We start from the raw sequence: 22,035 nt of genomic DNA on the forward strand, positions 1-22,035 counted from the left end.
GGCCCAGAAGGTTCCAAACGCTGCAACATCAAACGGCTATCGCCAAGCAGGTTACATGCCACGAGAAAACTTATCGGGAAATGATACAGTTGCGGGGCAGGCCAAAGGTGTTTTGGCCGACACTGTAAAGTTCTTCGACGTTTTTAGCTGGGGCTGCGGCCGGCTGAGCCGGCCATGGACTCGAACGGCGGGGTGCCGCTGAGGTAGTCGTCGATGTGGCTCGCCAGCGCAACACCTGTTTCATTCATGGTGAGGTAGGCCTCGTTGGCGCCGGCTTCCTTGATCTTGTCCGCCTCATCGGCAAACATCGTGTGGGCGATGATGTATCCGGTGAAGCCTTTGTGGCGCAGCATGCGGGCGGCAATGACCTTGCCCTCGATGTCGCTCATGGCGAGAATGACCGCCTGCAGTTTGGGCATGTGCAGTTCCTGCCAGAAGGTGGTGTCCTCACCATCGCCGAATACCACGTTACGGCCCGCCTTGAGATGCATGCGCGCCTTGGCCGGGTCCGAGTCCAGGCCCATGATCCGGGGCTCGGTCTCGAACAGGCGATCGTAGGCTGCCGACCCGGTTCGCCCCATGCCCATCACCAGAATCCGGGTGTCTCCTAATGAGATTGGCTGCTCGTCCGGGTGGCGCCGATGGCCCTCGAATCGGGTTAGCGTGGTGGCGTGGCGCTCGTAGAGTCTATGTGCGATGCGGTTAATCGGTGCGGAAATGACGAACGACAGCGACACCGCAATGGCCAGAGGGACCAGCCACTGGGGCAGGGCCACGCTGGCGACGATCAATCCGAACTCGCTGTAGTTGGCCAGCGCCAGTGTGGTCAGGAAGCTGCTGCGGGCTCTTAACCGGAACGACAGCAGCAGGAAGTAAAACAGCACGCCCTTGAGCGGCAGCACCAGCGCGGCCACCAGTGCGAAGATCAAGGCCTGCTGATTCGGCAGCCCATTGATGCCGATCTGCAGAAAGAACGCCACCAGAAACACCTCCTTCACGCTCCAAAGGGACTTGGACAGCTCGATGGCGCGCGGATGGTTGGCCAGCATGGCGCCGAATAACAGTGCGCCCAGTTCCGAACTGAGGCCGAGCCACTCAAAGCCGAGGCCGCCCAGTACCAGTGCCAGCAGCAGGCCGAGCAAGACCAGCAGCTCATCGTGACCGCTGGCGTCCAGCAACCGGAACAGCACCGGCCGCAGTAACGGTAGCGCGAACAGCAGCAGCGACCAGGGCGATGGCGATTCGCCGGACGCGATGCTCATTACGCCCAGAGCGATCAAATCCTGCATGATCAGGATGCCGATGGCGACACGGCCGTGAAAGGCCCTCAGCTCACGTTTGCTTTCCAGTACCTTGGCCGCCAGCACGGTGCTGGAGAACGACAGCGCAATGGCCAGCAGCAGTGCGGTGAGCCATTCGCCCCCCAGCAGCAGCCAGATGGCAGGGGTAAACACCACGCAGGTGATGCTGAAATGCAGCAGCCCTCCGCCGATCACCTCGGGGCTGAGGATGGAGCGCAGTTTGAGCTTGAGGCCCACGGTGAACAGCAGCAGCAGCACGCCAAGGTGGGCCAGGTGATCGAGCACGGCAGAGTGCGCCACCGCCACCGACGTTATCGTGGCCAGTGCGCTCAGGGCAAAGCCGGCGGCGAGATAGCCGACCAGCGGGGGCAGGCCGATGGACTTGACCAGCAGCCCCAGCACGAAGGCGAAAGAAATCCACAGTGCCTCTGACATTCGCTCAGCGCCCTAACGAGTGGTAGTGCTCCGTTCCGATCAGTTGGCCGCGGCAGCGTCTGTCGCGGCGCTATGGCGGCCGACAAACTGCCGAATGAGCTCGGCCGAACGTTCGGGGACTTCGATCATCGGCACATGGCCGATCTGTTCCAGCAACACCGTGTCCGCTTGCGGGATGCGGGCCTCAAACAATTCGGCGTTGCGGTAGTCGATCACCCTGTCCTCGGTGCCCCAGATAATCAGCACCGGGTCAGCGATACGGCTCAGTGCCTGCCGGAAGCCCTGGTCATCGCTGGATTCCCGCAAGGTCGCGAAGATGTGTTCGTACACGGGCCGATTGGCCAGCGCCTTTTCTTCCAGTACCTGGTAGATCGGCCAGGGCACGAACGGCTTTTTCTCCATCACGAAATCCACCAGCGGTTTGAAGTCCCCCGGTTGCCGGACAATCAGCGGGTTGTCGCCCTCGCGCAGCTTGGTCGTGAACTCGCTTTCGTACTCGAACACGCCGGCGGGATTGAACAGGACGGCGGATTGCAGCCGCTCCGGATGCTGCGCCGCATAGAGCACGGTGACGGCCCCGCCCATGGAGTTGCCCATCATGTGCACCCGCGTCAGACCAAGCTGCGCCAGCACAGCCTCGACATAGCGGACCTGGTCGGTCAGCCGATAGCTCCGTGTCAGCTCCTTGCTGCTGTCGCCGTGGCCGGGCAGGTCGATGGCAAATACGTTGAACTCCGCTGAGAGCGCGCCGGCCATGCGAACCCAGTTGTCCTTGTTGCCCGCGAAACCGTGCAACATGACCAGATTGGCGCCGGCGTTGGGCTGCTGGTTGGTGAGGTAGGCGATGTTCAGGTCGCCGGCCTGCAACGTCTGCTGCTGGAGGCCGGCGGCGTCCCGTTCCCAGGCGATGGCGGCGTCATACAGGTCCTGCCGGCTACAGCCGGCCAGAACCAGGCTAAGGCCGGCCAGCCAAAGGCCGGCCAGCAAGCGGGTGCGAGCGGGTACGGAGCTCTTGTCCATGGCGAAGAACAAATCCTTGATACGTAAGCTCTTACAGTAGCGCAAAAAAATGCCCGGTCAACAGCCGGGCAGGGTTTGCGGGGGCGGGAATCAACTCTCCCGGGCAATCGCCCGGTAGGCGATGTCCGTGCGATAAAAGGCGCCGTCCCAGTGGATGGTCTGTGCGAGCTGGTAGGCTCGCTGCTGGGCTTCCGTCACCGAGTCCCCCAGGGCGGTGGCGCACAGCACCCGGCCGCCGCTGGTGACCACCTGATCACCATCCAGGGTGGTACCCGCGTGGAACACCTTCTCGCCGTCGGTGTCCGCGGTTGGCAAGCCGGTTATGGCGTCGCCCTTGTTGTAGCTGCCGGGGTAGCCGCCGGCGGCGAGCACCACGCCTACGGACGCCCGGGAGTCCCATTCGGATTCGCAGTCATCGAGCTTGCCGTCGATGGCGGCCGCACACAGGGCCACCAGATCGGATTTCATCCGCAGCATGATGGGCTGGGTTTCCGGGTCGCCGAAGCGGCAGTTGAACTCGATCACCTTGGGAGCGCCGTTGCCGTCGATCATCAGGCCGGCGTAGAGAAAGCCGGTGTAAGGATGGCCTTCGGCGGCCATGCCCCGCACGGTCGGGTAGATCACCTCCTCCATGATGCGCTGATGCACGGCATCGGTAACCACCGGTGCCGGCGAATAAGCACCCATACCGCCGGTGTTGGGGCCGGTGTCGCCATCGCCCACGCGTTTGTGGTCCTGGGAAGTGGCCATCGGTAGCACATGCTCGCCGTCCACCATGACAATAAAACTGGCCTCCTCGCCTTCGAGGAATTCCTCGATCACCACCCGGCTGCCGGCTTCGCCGAAGGCATTGCCCGCCAGCATGTCACGGATGGCGTCTTCGGCCTCGGTCAGGGTCATGGCGACGATCACGCCCTTGCCCGCGGCCAGGCCGTCGGCCTTGACCACGATGGGCGCGCCCTGTTCACGGACATAGGCCAGGGCCTGGTCGACGTCGGTGAAGTTGGCGTAGGCGGCGGTGGGGATGTTGTGCCGGGCCAGGAAGTCCTTGGTGAAGGCCTTGGAGCCTTCCAGCTGGGCGGCGCCTTCGGACGGACCAAAGACCTTGAGGCCGCGGCTCTGGAACAGGTCCACCACGCCCGCCACCAGCGGTGCTTCCGGACCGACAATGGTCAGGCCCACCTGGTTCTGCTCGGCAAAATCCGCCAGGCCGTCGAGATCCATGACGTCAATGTTGACGTTGTCCAGCGTGGGCTCCTTCGCGGTGCCGGCATTGCCGGGTGCCACGAAGACTTTGTCGGCATCGGGCGACTGTGCCGCTTTCCAGGCCAGGGCGTGTTCACGTCCGCCACTACCAATTACCAGAATGTTCATGATCGGAATCCTTATCTCTAAAATCTCGTCACTAAACAATCAGTGGCGGAAATGGCGCATGCCGGTGAAGACCATGGCAATGCCGTGTTCGTTGGCCGCGTCGATCACCTCCTGATCGCGCATGGAACCGCCGGGCTGGATCACCGCGGTGATGCCGGCTTCGGCGGCGGCGTCGATGCCGTCGCGGAACGGGAAGAAGGCGTCGGAGGCCATCACCGAGCCTTTCACCTCGAGGCCTTCGTCGGCGGCCTTGATGCCGGCGATCTTGGCGCTGTAGACCCGGCTCATCTGGCCGGCACCGATGCCGATGGTGCGCCCGGTTTTGGCGTAAACGATGGCGTTGGACTTAACGTACTTGGCCACTTCCCAGGCGAACAGCAAGTCGTTGAGTTCGTCGGCGCTGGGGTGACGTTCGGTCACCACCTTGACGTCATCCATCGCCACCATGCCCAGATCACGGTCCTGCACCAGCAGGCCACCGGTGACCCGCTTGTAGTCCATGGCGTGGGCGCGTTCGGTGTCGAACTCACCGCAGGCCAGCAGGCGAACATTCTTCTTCGCGGCCACCAGCTCCGCCGCCTCGGCGGTAACGGAGGGCGCGATGATCACTTCCACGAACTGGCGGTCGATGATGGCCTTGGCGGTGTCGGCATCGAGTTCGCGATTGAACGCGATGATGCCGCCAAACGCCGAGGTGGGATCGGTGGCGAAGGCCAGGTCATAGGCCTGCTTGATGTCGGCGCCAATGGCAACGCCGCAGGGATTGGCGTGCTTGACGATGACACAGGCCGGATCGGCGAACGGCTTGACACACTCCAGCGCGGCGTCGGTGTCGGCCACGTTGTTGTAGGACAGTTCCTTGCCCTGCAGCTGCTTGGCGGTGGCGACGCAGGCCTCCTGCGGGTGGCGCTCGGCGTAGAAGGCTGCCCGTTGGTGCGGGTTCTCGCCATAACGCATATCCTGCACCTTGACGAACTGGCTGTTGAAGGTGCGGGGGAAATCCGCGTTATCGTTGTCCGCGGTGCGACCACCCAGGTAGTTGGCGATGGCGCCGTCGTAACCGGCGGTGTGCTCGAACGCTTTCACCGCCAGGTCGAAACGGGTGGGGTGACTCAGCGTGCCGTTGTTGTCGGAGAGTTCCGCCAGTACCCGGTCGTAGTCGCTGGCGTTGACCACAATGGCGACATCGTTGTGGTTCTTGGCGGCGGCGCGCACCATGGTGGGACCGCCGATGTCGATGTTTTCAATGGCGGTGGCCAGGTCGCAGTCCGGCCTGGCAATGGTGGCTTCGAAGGGGTACAGGTTGACCACCACCATGTCGATCGGGTTGATCTGGTGCTGCGCCATCACGCTGTCGTCAGTGCCGCGACGGCCCAGGATGCCACCGTGAATCTTCGGGTGTAGGGTCTTTACACGGCCGTCCATCATTTCCGGAAAACCGGTGTAGTCGCTGACTTCGGTGACGGCAATCTCGTGTTCTTGCAGCAGCCGGAAGGTGCCGCCGGTGGAGAGCAGCTCGACACCCAGATCGGTCAGGGACTTGGCGAATTCGACGATGCCGGTTTTATCAGAAACGCTGATCAGCGCACGACGGACGGGGGTATTTACCTGATTAGCCATGATTCACATTTTCATCGGATATGAACGAAGGAAGGCCTCGCGAATGGTGTCCGGGAGGCCCTCGTAAGGGTGGGGAGTCTCAGTAGGCCTCCCAGTGTCTGGATTATAGCAGACCGTACTGCTTGAGTTTCTTACGCAGGGTTCCGCGATTCAGCCCGAGCATGGTGGAGGCCTTGGTCTGGTTGTTGCGGGTGTACTTCATCACCTGCTCCAGCAGTGGCGCCTCGACCTCGGACAGTACCAGTTGGTAGACGTCGGTAACCGGGGCGCCATCGAGCTGGGCGAAATAGTTTTTCAGGGCCACTTCCACGCTGTCACGCAGGGTGACGGAAGTGCCGCTGGTGGTGATGGTCTGCAACTGGTTTGCCTCGTCGCCTGCACCAGGAATCCGGTTGTCGTTTGCCAATGTCTCAGCGGTCATGCTGCGAATACCTCTCCATTTCGTAAGCCTGCAAAATACTGTTGAATACTGTCTTTCTGCTCCAACGGATCGTCGATGGCGTTGAAGCGTTTTCTGAAGGTTCTGCTCTCATCATGGGACTGCAAGTACCAGCCCACATGCTTGCGCGCAATGCGCGAGCCCATCACGTCGCCATAGAAATCGTGCAATGCGGCCAGGTGATCGGTCAGGATCTGCTCCACCTCATCCAGTTCCGGCTGCGGCAGATGGTCTCCGGTTTCCAGGTAGTGCAGGATTTCCCGGAAAATCCATGGCCGGCCCTGGGCGGCCCGTCCGATCAACAAACCGTCGGCCCCGGTGTGCTGAAGCACCCGCCGGGCCTCCTCGGGGGACGTGATGTCGCCGTTGGCAAACACCGGGATGCCGACCCGGGATTTGACCTCGGCGATGGTGTCGTACTCGGCGCTCCCTTTGTAGGCATCGGCACGGGTACGACCATGAATGGCCAGCGCCTGGATGCCCGCATCTTCGGCCATGCGGGCGATCAGCGGCGCATTGCGGTGGTCCCGGTCCCAACCGGTTCGCATCTTGAGCGTCACCGGAATGTCCACCGCCGCCACCACCGCGTGCAAAATGTCACGCACCAGCGGCTCGTCCTTCATCAACGCGGAGCCGGCGGCCTTGTTGCATACCTTCTTGGCCGGGCAGCCCATGTTGATGTCGATGATTTGGGCGCCGTGCTCGGCATTCAGGCGTGCGGCATTGGCCAGCATGTCCGGATCGCCCCCGGCGATCTGCACGGAGCGGGGTTCCGGTTCGCCGTCGTGGTCGAGGCGTAACCGGGACTTGCGCGTGTGCCAAAGCCTGCTGTCGGCAATCACCATCTCGGACACCGCCAGGCCCGCGCCGAGACGCCGGCACAGCAGTCGGAACGGGCGATCGGTCACGCCGGCCATGGGCGCAACCACCAGCGGATTGGGCAATGTGTACGGCCCGATAATTGCCTTGGGCAGCATGATCTGAGTCCGTTTCACAAGGGTTCAAGAGATGGTTCGGCGGGCAGCGGCTGGTTGATCCGGGGCCCGATTTCCGAGGGGCGACAATGATACCGCCGAGATTTCCGCTATTGAAGAGGGAAAAGGGCGAAAAAGTTGATTATTTTTCGCTCTTTTTGGTTGACTTTTGGTCTATCTGGTGTCCGGCGGCCAATCCGATAAAGTCAGCGCTCGCTTACGGGGTGTAAGGCCGGAAGACGATGTTGTAGTTCACCGCGTCCCGGCCGGGGTCGCGAATCTGGATGGCGATGCGTACCGGGACGCCCTTGGGCATAGTGCTCAGTTCCTGGGCCTGGCCGGCCAGATAGGTCTCCGGTGGAAACACGCGCTGGGCCACCACATCGCCGTTCAGGTTGGAAAAGGTCAGGGCGATGGCCGGGAAGGGCTGGTCAAACGGGGCGCGATTGATGATTTCGGCATCGACAATCAGCGCCGCGCGGTTGTCCGGGGCGGTGCGCACCACCAGTTTGCGGCTTTGGATCTGGTTCACATCGACCAGGGGTTTCAGTTCGCAGCCGGCGTACTGGCAGGCGGTTTCGTAGTAAGGGCGCAACTCCGGAATCGCCGACAACCGGTCGAACTGGTAGTAGCCGACTTGGGCGCCCAGGGCGGCGAGCAGTCCCAGCACCAGCAAACTCCAGAGCGTCGTGCGTAGCCAGCCGCCGCGAGGTCGGGGAGCGACAGCGATGGGCTCTCGAGCCAGCTCCTGATAGGGCTTGGCTGGCATTGGCGGCTCCGATTTCGTTGACTGATCCTGCGCGTTGGGTTCTTTCGCCATCGTGAGTTCCGATGGTGCCGCCGGCGCAGGCTCGGGACTCGGCTCGGAAGCCGGTGCGGACGACGTAGGTGCGGACGACGTAGGTGCGGACGACATAGGTGCGGAACTAGGCTTCGACGCTGCAGCCAAAGGTTGGGGCTCAAGCTCCAGGCGTGGCTCGTCGAGCGTCGGTTCGCGTCGCTCCGGCGTCGCGGCTTTTTTGGTCGCTGGCCGGGGCGTTCTGGCCGTATCCGGCTTGGCGGGTTGCGGCGTCTCAGCGACCGGCTCGGGGGCGGTTGGGGTGTCCTCCAGAATGGCTTCCGCCCAGCTTTCGTCCACCTCGGACAGGGATTCTTCGTGGTGGTCTGCTTCAAACCCGGTGAATGAGCCCTCCTGTGCCTCTCGGAAGCTGTCACTCAGTTCGTCATTGCTGAACGCCAGATGGCTGCCGGTGTAACCCCGCTCGGTAGCATCTTCCTCCGGGTTATCCTCGAACACGAAGTCGTCAGCGGTAAAGCCGCTGGCGGGCGCCGGTTCAGACGCTTCCGGTTCGGCCGTCTCCGGCTGCGCGGGGGCGGCACGGCTGCTGGTCGTGATTGTCTGGTGCTGCACCGCATTGAAGATTTCCATGCAGTTGCCGCACCTGACCTTGCCGTTGGCGATGCCTAGCTGCTCTTCGGTCACGCGAAACTGGGTCTGGCAGTTGGGGCAGCGGGTCAGCAAACTACTGTGGGGCATCCTTCGGTCCTGTGAGGGGCTTTGCCTTGACTTGGGGCAGTTTAGACGTTCACCGGGGCTGCGTCACCTGCTGTTGCGTCGTCCTGTGAGCCGGATCCAGTCTTCCTGCTGGACCGGTTCGTCCATGGTGAACCAGGGCTCGTAGGCGGTCATGACATCGCGCGCCTGGTTGGACAGGATGCCGGACAGTACCAGATGACCGCCGGGCTTGACGCGACCGGCAAGGTGGCCGGCCAGGGAAATGAGCGGCTGCGCCAGGATATTGGCCAGCAGCACGTCAGCCTGAGTGGCGGGCTCATCCACCGGTAGGTACAGATCCAGTCGGCTGTCCTCAATCCGGTTGCGGCGGGCGTTGTCGCGACTGGCCTCCAGCGCCTGGGCATCGGTGTCGACGCCGATCACATGGCGGGCGCCCAGCAGCAACGCGGCCAGGCCGAGAATGCCGGAGCCGCAGCCGTAGTCGATCACCTGTTGGTCGGTGAGCGTCATGCCGTCGAGCCATTGCAGGCACAGCGCGGTGGTCGGATGGGTGCCGGTTCCGAACGCCAGGCCAGGGTCCAGCAGCAGGTTGGCGGCCTGGGGATCGGGCGCACCATGCCAGCTGGGCACGATCCACAGCCGTTCGCCAAACTTCATCGGTTTGAAGTCATCCATCCAGGCGCGTTCCCAGTCCTTGTCCTCCACCAGGGTCACGTCGATATCGGCCAGGGTTAGCTGGGTTTGCTGGTGCCAGGCCTGGCGCAGGCTGGCGCACAACTGGTCGATGTTGGTGTCGGCGCTGAACAGGCCGGTTACCCGGGTTTGCTGCCACAGAGGGGTGGTGCCCGGGTCCGGCTCGTACAGCGGCTGGTCGGCGGCGTCTTCCATGGAGACGGCATCCGCCCCCAGCTCCATCAGCAGGTCCTCCAGCTGATCGGCACTGTGCGGATCAGCCGGAATCTCGAGTTGTATCCAGGGCATGCTCGTGTCCCTTATGGTTCTGGCTTGGCCCTGGAGGAGATGGCTTCGCGGCGCCTCAGTCCCGAATCAGCTTCTCCAGGTAGTGAATGGTGAAGTCTACCTTTTTAAAGCCGGCATCGCGTACCAGTTTTCGATGCAGTGGCTGATTGGTCTTGATGCCTTCAACCACCAGTTCGTCCAGCGCATTTTTCATCCGCCGCCGGGCGATGTCGCGATCGTCGCCCCAGGTGATGACCTTGCTGACCAGCGAGTCGTAGTACGGCGGCACCGTATAGCCGCTGTACAGGTGCGAGTCGACCCTGACGCCATTGCCGCCGGGGGCATGGAAGTGCTTGACCTTGCCTGGGCTGGGAATAAAGGTGACCGGGTCTTCGGCATTGATGCGGCACTCCAGCGCATGGCCGGTGATCTTGATGTCGGCTTGGCTGTACTGCAAGGGCAGGCCGCTGGCGATGCGCAGTTGTTCACGCACGATATCGACCCCGGTGACCATCTCGGAAACCGGGTGCTCGACCTGGACCCGGGTGTTCATTTCGATGAAGTAGAAGCGGCCGTCCTGGTACAGGAACTCGAAGGTGCCGGCGCCAACGTAGCCGATTTCCTTGCAGGCCTCAACACAGGCGGCGAGGGTTTGCTCGCGCGCGGCTGGGTCAATATTGGGGGCCGGAGCTTCCTCGAGTACCTTTTGATGGCGGCGCTGCATGGAGCAGTCCCGGTCACCCAGGTGAATCACATTGCCATGGGTATCCGCCAGCACCTGCACCTCGACATGGCGGGGCTGCTCCAGGTATTTCTCCAGGTAAACCGTCGGGTCGCCGAAAGCGTTGCGGGCTTCAGACTGGGTGATCTGGATGCTCTTGAGCAGGGCTGCCTCGGCGTGGACCACCTGCATTCCGCGCCCGCCGCCACCGGAGGCGGCCTTGATGATCACCGGGTAGCCGATGTCCCGGGCGATCTGCAGAGTGCGCTCGTCGTCCTCGGTGATCGGACCGTCGGAGCCGGGCACGGTGGGTACACCGGCGCGGGTCATCGCGTTGATGGCGGAGACCTTGTTGCCCATCAGGCGGATGGTCTCGGCACTGGGGCCGATGAAGCGGAAGCCGCTTTTCTCCACCTGTTCGGCAAAATCCGCGTTCTCGGCGAGAAAGCCGTAGCCGGGGTGGATGCCGACGGAGTCCGTCACCTCGGCGGCACTGATGATGGCGGGAATGTTGAGGTAACTGTCCACCGGGCTGTTGGGGCCGATGCACACAGATTCGTCCGCCAGACGCACGTGCATCAGGTCCCGGTCAACCTGGGAGTGAACCGCCACGGTGCGGATGCCCAGCTCCTTGCAGGCGCGGAGAATCCGCAGGGCTATTTCACCCCGGTTGGCGATCAGAACTTTTTCAATCATGGCCATGAAGTCGCCTCGCCGTTATCAGGAAATGACAATCAAGGGCTGATCAAACTCGACCGGCTGGCCGTTGTCGACCAGGATCTCCCTCACCGTACCGCTCTTGTCGGCTTCGATCTGGTTCATCATCTTCATCGCTTCAACAATGCAGATCACTTCGCCGGCGCTGACGGTCTGGCCGACTTCGACGAAGGACTTGGCGGTGGGCGACGGTGCGCGATAGAAAGTGCCAACCATTGGCGACTTGACCGCATGGCCGTTGAGCGCGGCGGGAGCCGGTGCCTCGGTGGGGGCCGCGGCCACGGGTGCCGGAGCTACCGGTTGCGGAGCGGGCGCGGCAAACTGGGCAACCGTCGCGGTGCCAACCTGTTCGCGGCGACGGGAAATCCGTACCGAGTCGTCGCCTTCGTGGATTTCCAGCTCTTCAACGTCTGATTCTTCCAGCAGCTCAATCAATTTTTTGATTTTGCGAATATCCATAGTCAGTCCAGTCCCGTTCTAGTTCGGAGGTCTATTGTTGAATTCGGCTAATGGCAGCCTGCAGCGCCAGGTCGTAGCCCTGGCTGCCGAGTCCACAGATAACGCCCACGGCGATATCGGAGAAATAGGAATGATGCCGGAAGCTTTCCCGGGCATGCACGTTCGACAGATGCACCTCGATAAATGGAATGTCCGAAGCCAGGATCGCATCCCGCAGCGCCACACTGGTGTGGGTAAAGGCGGCGGGATTGATGATCACAAAGTCCACACCTTCGGTTCGGGCTTCATGGAGGCGTTCGATCAGCTCGTATTCGGCGTTCGACTGCAGGTGCATCAGGTGATGACCCTGTGCGGCGGCCTGTTGGTGGAGCCGGTCGTTGATGTCGGCCAGTGTTTCGTGGCCGTACACCTCCGGTTCCCGGGTGCCGAGCATGTTCAGGTTGGGGCCATGGAGAACCAGAATTGTGGACATAGCTCACATTTGCCTTGCGGTTGTTATTCGGTGTTTTCTGACAGGATTGCCGAACTTAGCGACATTTTCCAGCAATACTGCGTATTTACACCATTAAATTCAATACATTTTGACTTTCTGGTCGTGACAATTTCAAGACACCGGCTATCCGATCGGGCCGGATGGCCTGCTCGGCAGCTCCCCGGTGCTGTTGCCAGCGTGCCTATTGTGGAAAGCGGGGCGGGGCGCGTCCATAAGACGTTGGTTTCATAACCCCAGGGCTAGGCCGCCCCGGTGATCCCCCGGCGCCCCCGGGTAGCCGGGTTGCAGCGTAGCGGCGGGGAGGCGTCTTTCGGTCTGCTACCGAAGTGGTAGTCAGATGGGTCCAGAGTGCTCTACAGCGGGGTGGCGGGCGGTGCCACCATCCGAGTAACTCGTCCGCAGCTTGCCGGAGAAAAGCACAATGAAAGATGTCGAGATGTGTCGCTACCTGTTGGCACTGCAACCGCCCTGGGACGTCAGCCGGGTCCGGGTCGATGCCCAAAGTCGTGAAGTTCACGTCTACCTGACCTCGGGGCGCTCGTGGTTTGGGCGATACCTGGCGGATACGACCCAATCCCGTTGGCGTCACACCAGCCTGGGAGCCTGCAAGGCCTATATCCACGCCAGCCTGCCGGAACAGCTCAGTGCGCAAGAGCGCCAGTTGCCGTTTCTGGGGGACGTCAGCAATGAGTTCAGCCATGGCCTGGCCCGACGGGTGGTGGGTTGCCTGCAGGTTGGCATGAGCTATCGTCAGGTCTGTGAGCTGCTGGACATCGATGTCCATCTGGCCTGGCAAATCCGCCATGCCTTGAGTGAGGGCACCCTGCCGGGCGCGGGTCGGGACCTGGCGAAACGGTTGCATGAGGAACATCCGGTAGCGCGGGATGAGGTGACGATTCCCGGAAGCAGTGATCCGGTGTGGCGTCATATTCTTACCGCGAGGGAGCCCATCCAGGTGCGAATGCTGAGCCTGCGATTGCTGTTGACCCGGGCCCGTCAGGACTTCCGTCAGCTCCGGGGGGAAGACGCCCGGACCCTGAAAATTAATGAAATCCGCCGCTTTTTTGTCAAGCACGAGAAGCAGCTGGCGGAAGAGATCGCCCAGATCGCCGAGCTCCGGGATGGCGTTGAGGAGGGGCTGAGTCAATGACGGCATTCCCGGAAGCAGTACTCATGACCATTGACCAGGCTCGGGGCTGGATTGACAGCGGTGCCACCCTGGCCATCGCCGGCGACATGGCCTGTCTGCGCCAGTTGCCCAAGGGCAACTGGATGGGGGGTACCACCCCTTATTTCATGGCGGAGGGCGGCGGCACCTGTCGTGACGATCGGGTCTTTGTCCATGGCTTCGGTGGTCGCGCCGGCCGGGTCGTCCGTTATGATTGCCAGAGCCTGCCGCACCTGCTGGAGGACGCGCCGGAAAACGGCTTTACCCTGCTGATCCTGCCGGCGGGCAGCCAGGTGCTGGAGGAGTATGCCTGTCATGCACCGGGCTATGTCGACATGTACCTGAAGCCGCTGGCGGGTTGGGTCTCCGGTGTCCGGCTGGAGCGGGTGGAACGGGAACCGGCTCTGGTCATCGACGGCCGCAGTGGTGAGACTTTCGAAAACCAGGCCATTGCCGTCCATCTGCCGTTGCCGTCGCCGCTGACCGCCACGGTTCACGCCGTCAGCCTGTTTGCGCCAGGGGACGGCCCGACCATTGAGTTTCCCGCCACCGGCTTCAACGCCTCGGATTGTGTTGTGGACGGTCGGGCCGGCAACCTGGCGGCCTTCATGGCGGCGCACTCGGTGGACCAGCGCTGGCCACTGGTGGCGGATTACTGTGGCGCCACCATCAACGTCAGCATTCAGTCAGTGGATACCGGCGGGGGACAGGTCCGTTTTTTCGCGCCGGTGTACCAGGGCGTCCGCTACCGCTTTGCCCGGCCGGTGAGCGATTACCCGGCCAGGTTGCAGCAGGCCATGCCGGCGACCTCCGGTACGCTGCTGTTTGGCTGTAATTGCATCCTCAACTACCTGTATTCGGAGTTGCAGGGGCAGCGCACTGGCGAGCTGACCGGCCCGTTCACCTTCGGCGAAGTGGCCTATCAGCTGCTCAACCAGACGGCGGTGTTCGTTACCCTGGACGAAGCCTGAACGAAAGGCGCCTGCCAACCCTTGGCCCGGCTCCTTAGTCCTGGGCCGACAGCACGCAGTTGCGGCCTTCGCCTTTGGCCCGATAGAGCGCGCGGTCTGCCCGCTCGCACAGCACCTGGGCGGATTCGTTGTCCCAGCTGGCAATGCCGCAGCTGAAGGTGACGTTGAATTCCCGGTCGCCGGCCGGTTGGTTCAGCTGCGAGAAGCGTTCGCGAATATCGTTGAGCACGGCGCGGGCATCGCTTTCGCGGGTGCCCGGGAAAATGATGGCGAACTCCTCGCCGCCGTATCGTCCGATGTGATCGGTCTTGCGCAGGCGCTGCTTGAGGAACATCGACAGGCTGCGCAGCACCCGGTCACCGATGGGGTGGCCGTAGGTGTCGTTGACCTTCTTGAAATAATCGATGTCGAGCATCGCATAACACAGCGGTCGCTGCTTCTGGCGCGCCTTGACGATCTCCTGTTCCAACAGGTGCAGGGTATGGGTGTGGTTGTACAGTCCGGTCAGGCTGTCGCGGATCATCAGCGCCAGCAGCGATCGGGCCCGGCGCCCGCGGTTATGCAGGGTGGCCACCAGATGTTTGGGGTCAATGGGTTTGGTCAGGAAGTCGTCCCCACCCAGGCTCATGGCGTGCAGCTGTTTGCCGACATCGTCTTCGGCGGACAGGTAGATGATGGGCACGCTGTGGAAACGGTCCTGCTGACGGATGACCCGGGCAATCTCCATGCCGGTACAGCCGGGCATGTACATGTCCAGGATAATGATTTCCGGTGAGAACTGCTCAAGGGCGTGAATGATCTGCATCGGGTCGGTGATGATGTGGGCCTTCATGCCGGCCTTTTTGAGCACGGTTTCCATGAACTTGGCCTGGGCCCTGGAATCGTCCAGCACCAGCACCCGATAGGGTTCGACGGTATTGCCGTGGGTGTAGGCTTCGATTTTCTCAATCAGCTGGCCGGGGTCCACCGCCGGATAAAAGTACTCTTCGCCGCCGCACCGGGACGCCCGCAGCCGGGTTTCGATGCTGCCGTCCTCGTCGCTCATGAAGATCACGGGAATCGAGGTCTCGTGTCGCTTTTGCAGTTGTTCGACGGTCTCCAAGCCTTTGGTGGGGGCGCCGCCGAAACCTACGTCAATCAGGATGGTTTCCGGTTTGTGCATGGCACAGGCTGCCAGCAGCGGTTCCGGGCTCTCGAAAGCGGCGGCGCGAAAGCCGAAGAATTCCAGCTGTTTGATCAGCCGATTGGCCATCTCGCTGTTGCTCAGGGCGATGTAGACCGGGGTGCGGCGATAGGTGCGGGGCGGTTCGGCCAGGTCCTGGTCGGTGCGGCGCAGGGTGCTGCGGGACAATTCATCCAGGGTGTCCTGGATCTGCGGCTGCAGCAGCGCGGGCATCGCGGCACCCGTCGGCCACTGGGCCAATTGTTCGGTCAGCCGCTGACCGGCCGCGGCGTGCTTTTCCATGTCGAAGCGCCGGGCGTAGCGCACCAGTTTGTCGAGGGCGGTGTGGAAGTCCGTTTGCCAGGCGGCAGCCGTTTCCGGGGAGGCCTGGATTTTCTGCCAGGTGTCCAGTACGACCCGGGCCTGGGTCGTCACTCGGCGGGCAAAGTGTTGCCGCAGCTTGTCCTTTTGGGTGTCATCGCTCATGTGTGTCTGGCCTGTCCTTTTCTAATTATTGGGTACAGATACTGGCAGGGAACTCAGGCACGCCCCCGTTCCGACCCGGTCTGCGACCGGATGGCGGGCGGGATTTCCAGGCTTCTGAACCGCTTTTTTCAACACTAGTCGGATTAGAGAGTCTATAGTGTTTAATGTTGTCGGCGTAGGTCACGCTATGTAAATGTTTGTCATTTATTATCATCGGCTAACGGCCGTGGACGACGAATTCCGATCGGGTGCAGCGAAACATGGAGAGCACGTGCTTTGATCTTCAGCGACAATCCGGCGCAGTCACCCTGCGGGCGATGTTGCTGGTGTTCACCGGCAGCCTGATTTTGCTGTTGCTGCTTATCAGTATTGGCTTGAGCCTGAACAGCTTCCGGGATTACATCTCCGGCCAGCTGGCCGATCATGCCCAGGATGGCGCCACCGCCCTGGGCATGTCCCTTTCCCACGCCATCGATGGTCGCGACCCGGTGGCGTCGTCGTCGCTGATCGATGCCGCCTTCGATAGCAGTCGCTACCTCAGCGTCCAGTACCTCGACAGTGGTGAAAACACCATTGCCGGTCGGGCCGTGCCGCTCCAGAACATGGGCGTGCCCGGCTGGTTCGTCCGCCTGGCCAATATTCCGCTCACCGAGGGCCGGGCCGAGGTGACCCGAGGTTGGCAGCTGCTGGGCACAATCCGAGTCATCAGTAACCCGAGAATCGCCTACCAGGACCTGTGGAGCATCACCCTCGCCATCATCGCGTTGAATGCCGTCGTGGGCGGCCTGGCGCTGATGCTGCTGTATTTTATTCTGACCCATAACCTGGCACCGTTGCGGCAGCTGGAAGCCCAGGCCCAGGCCGTGCGACGCCGGGATTTCAGTCGCCGGGTGCCGAAGTCGTCCACCCGCGAACTGAACCGGGTCACCCATGCCATGAACCAGATGGCGGACGACCTGGGCGTGCTGTTCGAGGGGCAGGGCAAGCTGATCCAGCATTTGCGCCAGATCAACAATGAGGACCCCATCACCGGTCTTGCCAGTCGCCTGGCTTTCGACCAGCGCCTTCGGGTGGAAGTGGAGTCGGAGGAACGGGCGTCCCCGGGCGGCTTGTTATTGATGCAGCTAGGGGACTTCTCCGACTTCAACCAGCGATTCGGCCGTGAGGCGGGGGACCAGCTGCTGGGGCGGGTGGCCGACACCGTGAAGAGCTTCGTGCTGGACCATGCCGGCGCCTTTGCCGGCCGGCGCATCGGCGCCGAGTTCGCCATTTACGTGCCTGGGGTGTCCATGGCGGACATGCTGTACTGGGCCCGGGGGCTGGCGAACACCGTGGACAGCATTTACTCCGACGCCGCGGTGCCGTTGGACGTGGCGGTGTTTGGCGGCGTGGCGCAGGCGGTCGAAGGCATGACCATTGATGAATTGCTGTCGGCGGCGGACGAGGCCATGCGGCAGGCCCAGGACGAAGCGGTGACCGGCTGCCATGGTACCGAGCCGAGCCAGGCCGGCCATCACGGCATCGAAACCTGGCGTGAGCTGATCACCGAAGCGGTGACCAGCCAGGCGGTCGAGTTGTGGCAACAGCCGGTGATGCGCTCCGGCGACGGCGGGGCGGCGTTCCATCAAGTCTTCTCCCGCATTCGCTGTGAGGGCGAATGGGTCAAGGCGGGTGTTTACGTGCCCATGGCGGAGCGGTTCGGGCTGATGTCGGAAGTCGATCTGTTGGTGACCGACAAGGCGCTGGCGTGGTTGCGGGCCGACCCGGAGCGACAACTGGCGCTGACCATCGGCCACTCCTCCGTGGCCGATGCCGCCTTCCGGGAGGCCTTCGTCGACGTGCTCGATCGCGCCGAAGATGTGCGCCAGCGGTTGTGGGTTGGCGTCTCGGAGCAGACCATCCATCATCACCGCAAGCCTGCGACGGCGTTGGCCCTGGCGTTGCGCAAGCTGGGCGTGGGTATGGTGGTGGACCACTTCGGGGTGGGCGGCGTCCCGTTCAACTATTTGCAGGGGCTGCCCATACGCGCCCTGCGCATTGATAACAGCTTCGTCCACGCTATCGACACCCATCATGACAACCGTTTTTACCTGGAGTCGGTCATCTCCATTGCCCACAGTCTGGGGGTGCAGGTGTTCGCCACCGGTGTGGAGACCGCCGATGAGTGGCGCGAGCTTCAGGCCATCGACGTGGATGGCGCCATGGGTTACCACCTGGGGCGGCCCGAGCGCGCAGACGGTCAGAGCCCGGACTAGTTCGTTGGCGGCGACCCGCATCCTCGTGCCGGAGGCGGCTAGACGGTGTAGTTCGGCGGATGCCAGAACCGTCATCAGGGATTTCCCCGGCATTGCAGATCGGTGATGATTGCGTCATCGTATCGGCTGGATGTACACCCGCGCCTCCGGCGCCGGGGCGCGAATGGCGAGCACACAAGAAGGAACAGGGGCGGCATGCTGAGTCGAACAAAAGAATATTTGCAGGACCGAAGGGACGATGTGCAGGACTACGCCGGCGGTTTCGGCAAGTGGGTCCTGGTCCTGATCGTGCTTTATCTGCTGGTCAGCCTGGTACTGGGGATGATCTGGAGCAGCGAGCCAGACACGTTTTCAGTGCGGGAGCATACCCGTACCGTGGCAGCGGAGATGAATCGGGAGCCGGTGACCGGCTTTGCCACCACGGTGACGATGATCCGCATCGCCGAAACCCTACTGGACAAGCAGGGGGGCTACCTCTCCAACGATATTTTCCCGCCGGGGCTGTGGCTGGATAACATGCCGGCCTGGGAGTACGGTGCCCTGGTGCAGCTGCGGGATTTGTCCCGGGCCATGCGCAAAGACATCAGCCGGTCCCAGAGCCAGTCCGCAGAAGATCCCGATCTGGTGGTGGTGGAGCCCCAATTCCATTTCGACAGCGGCAGCTGGGCGATCCCCTCCACCGAAACCGAATACCGCCGGGGCATCACCGCGCTGTACCGCTACCTGGACCGCTTGTCGAACCCGACCCAGCCCAGCGCCCAGTTCTTCGCGCGGGCCGACAACCTCAACAACTGGTTGGCGGATCTGGAAACCCGCCTGGGCAGCCTGTCGCGGCTGCTGGGCGAGAGCGTCGGCAAGGCGTCGGTATCCGAATCCCTGGCCAGCGATGTCGATCAGGATCCGCTCACGGACACCGAAAACGGTGAAGAGATCAAGACCCCCTGGACCCAGCTCGACGATGCGTTCTACGAGGCCCGGGGCACCGCCTGGGCGCTGTTGCATATCTTCCGCGCCATCGAAGTGGATTTTCGCAAGGTGCTGAACGACAAAAACGCCTCTGCCAGCGTGCGGCAGGTCATCATCGAGCTGGAAGGCAGTCAAGGCGCGATGTGGAGTCCGGTGATCCTCAACGGCAGCGGCTTTGGGGTGCTGGCGAACCACTCGCTGACCATGGCCGCCTACCTGTCCCGGGCCAATGCGGCCATCATCGATCTGCGCGAGTTGCTCTCCCAGGGGTGAGGCGGTAGCTCGATAAACACAAAAAAGAGGCCCGAGGGCCTCTTTTTTGTTTCAACCGTTGCTCAGAAGAACAGCGTCACACCGGAGGATAGCTCGATGTTGTGGGTGAGCTGTGATTCCCGGATCAGGTCGCTTTTAAACATATGGTCGCGAAAGTCCATATGCACGGTCAGCCAGTCCAGCAGGACGATGCGATAGCCGGTGCCCAGAGTGGTGGTGAAATTGCGCTCACCGCCAAACTCGGTGTTGCCGACCCCGCCCACCAGGTAGAAGGCGGAGTTGAAGGTCAGCTTGTCGGTAAAGAACACTTCACCGGGGAAAATGTTATAGCCCACCAGGAAATTGTAAAACGTGTAGTCCCGGTCCGAGTCCGTCAGCAGCCGCACGTTGCTACCGCTCAATTCTTCAAAGGAGGTCAGGCCGGCCTCGGACATGCCGAAGTTGGCCTGGATGAAGAAGTCCTCGGTGGCATGGAAGGCCGCACTGACACCGAAGACCGGCTCGCTGCTGAAGTTGTCGATCGAGAGCACGCCGGCGAAGGCACCAACCTCGAAAAACTCCGAATCGATATCGGATTCCCGCACCGTGCGCGGTTTGACTTCCGGGGCAATCACCTGCACCGGAGCCGGCTTGTCGGCGGTGTCGTCGGTCTCTTGGGCCAGCACGGTATGAGGCCCGCAAGCGGCCAGCGACAGCATCAGGGCGGCGGCACCCTTGCGTACTTTGGCCTGGGTTGGAACAAAGTTGGCCGGGGTCAGAAGAAAGTGTTCAGTCCAATTTTCCATTCGCTTAGCCCTGTGGTTTCAGAGTCGTTCGATACCGAATAGCGCCGGTAATCCGCACGGATCAGAAAGTTTCGCCCAATGTAGTAACTGGCGCCGCCGCCGACACTGTAGCCGTCGGCGTCATCCAGATCGTTCAGCAGCACCTTGTGCCGTGCATCGAAAGAGAATCGGGAGGCGCCCACCAGCAGGAAGGGGGTGACATCCCAGCGGTGCAGCGGTTCGATGATGAGGTTGGCGTTGTAGTAATCGCTGGTGACCGATTCGTTGTAGAACTTGCCCGCCTCCAGCTCGACGCCGGTCCAGGTGAGTGGCCGGTAACCGACGGTCAGGCTGAAGCTCGGTGAGCTTTCAAACTGCCCGGCGGTAAATCCGACCCGCCACATGGATGCCAGGTATTCGCCATGCCCCACGTCCGGCAGATCCGCTGGAATGCCGGTGGGTTCCAGGGTCCGGCCCAATTGGCTGGCCTTGGTCCAGCCGGTTTGGCCATCGCTGGTTCGTACTTGGTACCAGTTCGTTCGGCGCTTCAGAACCTCAACCTGCTCCCCTTGCTCGATGACATGAAAAATTGGGTAGCCGCGACCGGGCGCCGTGTGCAGTTCAATATACGGATCCACCACCTGCAGTCGCGGTACCGCATCCTCGGCCAGGGCGGGGCCTGCCAATACCGATCCTGCGGCCACCAAGGCGATACCCAGCTTCGAAAGCATCGTCCCAGGGACGCGTTTTCGTGTGGTGATTGGTTTGGGAGAGCCGTTCATAGTGTTCTCGTTCGTTGGTCAACGTATATCAGCCCAATTGGGTGGCCAAATGTTAAATCCATTTCGGGGTAAAAGGCTAAATATGGATTATTTTTCGGTGAAGGGTCTTGTTCGAATCGTTCAGGTCAGAGACCATTTTTCCGAATGAAATCAACGCCAAGGCCTCGCCGTGTAAATAAATGTGAAATCTTGTAATCAATTGTTCTTAAAGGGTTTGTCGGATTGATTTTGCCGAATCGTGGCGTCGAAACCGGTGTTGGGCAAGCTTTCGGGGCCATTTTTATGCAGCGGGTCACAGAAACATTAACCAGGCGCAATATTTCGGTATGAATGGAGAAAAATTGTGTTAGCGTATTTAACAATCTTTAACGAGAGAGCTGTGCGAAGAAGAAAACTGACCCACCGGAATCGGGGCAATTGAAGCATCCCTTCCGGTAAACAGGCAGAGTCAGAGTCCTCAGTAGTCAGTTCCCCGAAGTTGTCACGACCCGGCCCTTGGCCGTCGTAGGTGGAGGAGCGCCATGCGAACAATCAAACCTTTTCGAGCCCGCAGTCTTGTGGCGGTCAGCGCATTTCGCCGCCTGCTAGTTGGGCTGTCGCTGCTGATTGGGCTGGGGTGCGCCGTCGCCAATGCGGCGGAAGAGGTGCCGCAGGGTCCCGCGGTTCGAGCTATTGAGCAGATCATTGAGACGCCGCTGTCCATTCGTGAGAGCCGGCGCCAGGCCCAGCAGGCGGTGAACGACCTGTCCCGGGACATCCAGAACCTGAAAACGTCCGTGATTGCGCTGAATAAAGACCTGCGGGTGTTGGAGGAGGACCTGTTGTTCCCGGCCAATACCCAATTCAGCGTGTTCGTCTCCCTCGATGTTGGCGAGTTCTTCCAGTTGGAGGGCGTCGAACTGAAAGTGGATAGCGAGACGGTGACCAGTTACCTGTACAGCGCATCCGAGCGTCAGGCGCTGGCGAAGGGCGGTATGCATCGGCTGCACCTGGGCAATCTGAGCGAAGGCGCACACACCGTGTCGGCGTTCTTTGTCGGACTGGGCCCCAATGGCCGCGAATACAAGCGGGGCACAACCTTGACCATCGCCAAGGAGGCCGGCCCCAAGTACATCGAGCTGAGCATTGCCGATTCCGAGGCGCGCCAGCAACCCGAGTTCAGCGTGCGGGAATGGTGAT

At 61.9% G+C, this 22,035-nt stretch carries 19 protein-coding genes; 5 read left to right on the top strand and 14 right to left on the bottom strand.

Annotated features, from left to right (window positions below):
• Positions 1-143: 143 nt before the first annotated feature.
• The 11 genes from N6L25_RS07475 to aroQ all read right to left on the bottom strand — a co-directional run bounded on the left by N6L25_RS07475 (position 144) and on the right by aroQ (position 12,008).
• On the bottom strand, positions 144-1,736 hold the full coding sequence (locus N6L25_RS07475) for a cation:proton antiporter family protein (RefSeq protein ID WP_271979176.1): 1,593 nt from the start codon (positions 1,734-1,736) through the stop codon (positions 144-146).
• Between the two features lie 39 nt (positions 1,737-1,775).
• Positions 1,776-2,756, bottom strand: a complete 981-nt coding sequence (locus tag N6L25_RS07480; RefSeq protein ID WP_271979177.1) for an alpha/beta fold hydrolase — start codon at positions 2,754-2,756, stop codon at positions 1,776-1,778.
• Between the two features lie 90 nt (positions 2,757-2,846).
• On the bottom strand, positions 2,847-4,130 hold the full coding sequence (gene purD / locus N6L25_RS07485; RefSeq protein WP_271979178.1) for a phosphoribosylamine--glycine ligase: 1,284 nt from the start codon (positions 4,128-4,130) through the stop codon (positions 2,847-2,849).
• A 39-nt stretch (positions 4,131-4,169) separates the two neighbouring features.
• Complete coding sequence (gene purH, locus N6L25_RS07490; RefSeq protein ID WP_271979179.1) at positions 4,170-5,750, bottom strand: bifunctional phosphoribosylaminoimidazolecarboxamide formyltransferase/IMP cyclohydrolase; 1,581 nt, start codon at positions 5,748-5,750, stop codon at positions 4,170-4,172.
• A gap of 103 nt (positions 5,751-5,853) precedes the next feature.
• Positions 5,854-6,171: a DNA-binding transcriptional regulator Fis gene (gene fis, locus N6L25_RS07495; protein ID WP_271979180.1), complete on the bottom strand. Its 318-nt coding sequence runs from the start codon at positions 6,169-6,171 to the stop codon at positions 5,854-5,856.
• Positions 6,168-7,166: a tRNA dihydrouridine synthase DusB gene (gene dusB / locus N6L25_RS07500; RefSeq protein ID WP_271979181.1), complete on the bottom strand. Its 999-nt coding sequence runs from the start codon at positions 7,164-7,166 to the stop codon at positions 6,168-6,170. The genes fis and dusB overlap by 4 nt, the downstream gene beginning before the upstream one ends.
• Before the next feature lie 214 nt (positions 7,167-7,380).
• Positions 7,381-8,700: a DUF3426 domain-containing protein gene (locus N6L25_RS07505; RefSeq protein ID WP_271979182.1), complete on the bottom strand. Its 1,320-nt coding sequence runs from the start codon at positions 8,698-8,700 to the stop codon at positions 7,381-7,383.
• A 63-nt stretch (positions 8,701-8,763) separates the two neighbouring features.
• Positions 8,764-9,660 carry a 50S ribosomal protein L11 methyltransferase gene (gene prmA, locus N6L25_RS07510; protein ID WP_271979183.1) on the bottom strand — a complete coding sequence of 299 codons (897 nt, stop codon included), beginning with the start codon at positions 9,658-9,660 and terminating at the stop codon, positions 8,764-8,766.
• Between the two features lie 55 nt (positions 9,661-9,715).
• A complete protein-coding gene (gene accC, locus N6L25_RS07515; protein WP_271979184.1) occupies positions 9,716-11,056 on the bottom strand; it encodes an acetyl-CoA carboxylase biotin carboxylase subunit in 1,341 nt (446 codons plus the stop codon).
• A gap of 24 nt (positions 11,057-11,080) precedes the next feature.
• Positions 11,081-11,536 (bottom strand): acetyl-CoA carboxylase biotin carboxyl carrier protein, encoded by a 456-nt coding sequence (gene accB, locus N6L25_RS07520; protein WP_271979185.1) that lies wholly within the window; start codon positions 11,534-11,536, stop codon positions 11,081-11,083.
• Between the two features lie 31 nt (positions 11,537-11,567).
• On the bottom strand, positions 11,568-12,008 hold the full coding sequence (aroQ, locus tag N6L25_RS07525; RefSeq protein ID WP_271979186.1) for a type II 3-dehydroquinate dehydratase: 441 nt from the start codon (positions 12,006-12,008) through the stop codon (positions 11,568-11,570).
• 442 nt (positions 12,009-12,450) lie between these two features.
• On the opposite strand from aroQ, the gene N6L25_RS07530 reads away from it, so the two are divergent.
• A complete protein-coding gene (locus N6L25_RS07530) occupies positions 12,451-13,179 on the top strand; it encodes a hypothetical protein (RefSeq protein ID WP_271979187.1) in 729 nt (242 codons plus the stop codon).
• Positions 13,176-14,168, top strand: coding sequence for a DUF6976 family protein (locus N6L25_RS07535; RefSeq protein ID WP_271979188.1), 993 nt, complete (start codon positions 13,176-13,178; stop codon positions 14,166-14,168). The genes N6L25_RS07530 and N6L25_RS07535 overlap by 4 nt, the downstream gene beginning before the upstream one ends.
• A gap of 34 nt (positions 14,169-14,202) precedes the next feature.
• Here the strand turns inward: N6L25_RS07535 and N6L25_RS07540 are convergent, their stop codons facing one another.
• Complete coding sequence (locus tag N6L25_RS07540; RefSeq protein WP_271979189.1) at positions 14,203-15,816, bottom strand: diguanylate cyclase; 1,614 nt, start codon at positions 15,814-15,816, stop codon at positions 14,203-14,205.
• A 260-nt stretch (positions 15,817-16,076) separates the two neighbouring features.
• Here N6L25_RS07540 and N6L25_RS07545 point away from each other — a divergent pair, with 260 nt between their 5' ends.
• Both N6L25_RS07545 and N6L25_RS07550 read left to right on the top strand, forming a co-directional pair.
• The gene (locus N6L25_RS07545) at positions 16,077-18,071 is read left to right on the top strand and encodes a bifunctional diguanylate cyclase/phosphodiesterase (protein ID WP_271979191.1); all 1,995 of its coding nucleotides are present in this window, start codon (positions 16,077-16,079) and stop codon (positions 18,069-18,071) included.
• A gap of 195 nt (positions 18,072-18,266) precedes the next feature.
• Positions 18,267-19,310 carry a DUF2333 family protein gene (locus tag N6L25_RS07550; protein WP_271979192.1) on the top strand — a complete coding sequence of 348 codons (1,044 nt, stop codon included), beginning with the start codon at positions 18,267-18,269 and terminating at the stop codon, positions 19,308-19,310.
• Between the two features lie 62 nt (positions 19,311-19,372).
• Here the strand turns inward: N6L25_RS07550 and N6L25_RS07555 are convergent, their stop codons facing one another.
• Together N6L25_RS07555 and N6L25_RS07560 are read right to left on the bottom strand one after the other, a co-directional pair.
• Entirely contained in the window at positions 19,373-20,095 is a 723-nt protein-coding gene (locus tag N6L25_RS07555) for an outer membrane beta-barrel domain-containing protein (RefSeq protein ID WP_271979193.1), read from the bottom strand.
• Positions 20,065-20,760, bottom strand: a complete 696-nt coding sequence (locus tag N6L25_RS07560) for an SH3 domain-containing protein (protein WP_271979194.1) — start codon at positions 20,758-20,760, stop codon at positions 20,065-20,067. Before N6L25_RS07560 ends, N6L25_RS07555 begins: the two co-directional genes overlap by 31 nt.
• A 617-nt stretch (positions 20,761-21,377) precedes the next feature.
• Here N6L25_RS07560 and N6L25_RS07565 point away from each other — a divergent pair.
• Positions 21,378-22,034 (top strand): AraC family transcriptional regulator, encoded by a 657-nt coding sequence (locus tag N6L25_RS07565; RefSeq protein ID WP_271979195.1) that lies wholly within the window; start codon positions 21,378-21,380, stop codon positions 22,032-22,034.
• The last annotated feature ends 1 nt before the right edge of the window (position 22,035 follow it).

The organism is Marinobacter sp. SS21 (genome assembly GCF_028369065.1).
Taxonomy (GTDB): Bacteria; Pseudomonadota; Gammaproteobacteria; order Pseudomonadales; family Oleiphilaceae; genus Marinobacter.

Bases quoted from the DNA above. Each gene is read 5' to 3' on its own strand.
- N6L25_RS07475 (WP_271979176.1), bottom strand. From the start codon at position 1,736: ATGTCAGAGGCACTGTGGATTTCTTTCGCCTTCGTGCTGGGGCTGCTG.
- N6L25_RS07480 (WP_271979177.1), bottom strand. From the start codon at position 2,756: ATGGACAAGAGCTCCGTACCCGCTCGCACCCGCTTGCTGGCCGGCCTT.
- purD (WP_271979178.1), bottom strand. From the start codon at position 4,130: ATGAACATTCTGGTAATTGGTAGTGGCGGACGTGAACACGCCCTGGCC.
- purH (WP_271979179.1), bottom strand. From the start codon at position 5,750: ATGGCTAATCAGGTAAATACCCCCGTCCGTCGTGCGCTGATCAGCGTT.
- fis (WP_271979180.1), bottom strand. From the start codon at position 6,171: ATGACCGCTGAGACATTGGCAAACGACAACCGGATTCCTGGTGCAGGC.
- dusB (WP_271979181.1), bottom strand. From the start codon at position 7,166: ATGCTGCCCAAGGCAATTATCGGGCCGTACACATTGCCCAATCCGCTG.
- N6L25_RS07505 (WP_271979182.1), bottom strand. From the start codon at position 8,700: ATGCCCCACAGTAGTTTGCTGACCCGCTGCCCCAACTGCCAGACCCAG.
- prmA (WP_271979183.1), bottom strand. From the start codon at position 9,660: ATGCCCTGGATACAACTCGAGATTCCGGCTGATCCGCACAGTGCCGAT.
- accC (WP_271979184.1), bottom strand. From the start codon at position 11,056: ATGATTGAAAAAGTTCTGATCGCCAACCGGGGTGAAATAGCCCTGCGG.
- accB (WP_271979185.1), bottom strand. From the start codon at position 11,536: ATGGATATTCGCAAAATCAAAAAATTGATTGAGCTGCTGGAAGAATCA.
- aroQ (WP_271979186.1), bottom strand. From the start codon at position 12,008: ATGTCCACAATTCTGGTTCTCCATGGCCCCAACCTGAACATGCTCGGC.
- N6L25_RS07530 (WP_271979187.1), top strand. From the start codon at position 12,451: ATGAAAGATGTCGAGATGTGTCGCTACCTGTTGGCACTGCAACCGCCC.
- N6L25_RS07535 (WP_271979188.1), top strand. From the start codon at position 13,176: ATGACGGCATTCCCGGAAGCAGTACTCATGACCATTGACCAGGCTCGG.
- N6L25_RS07540 (WP_271979189.1), bottom strand. From the start codon at position 15,816: ATGAGCGATGACACCCAAAAGGACAAGCTGCGGCAACACTTTGCCCGC.
- N6L25_RS07545 (WP_271979191.1), top strand. From the start codon at position 16,077: ATGGAGAGCACGTGCTTTGATCTTCAGCGACAATCCGGCGCAGTCACC.
- N6L25_RS07550 (WP_271979192.1), top strand. From the start codon at position 18,267: ATGCTGAGTCGAACAAAAGAATATTTGCAGGACCGAAGGGACGATGTG.
- N6L25_RS07555 (WP_271979193.1), bottom strand. From the start codon at position 20,095: ATGGAAAATTGGACTGAACACTTTCTTCTGACCCCGGCCAACTTTGTT.
- N6L25_RS07565 (WP_271979195.1), top strand. From the start codon at position 21,378: ATGCGAACAATCAAACCTTTTCGAGCCCGCAGTCTTGTGGCGGTCAGC.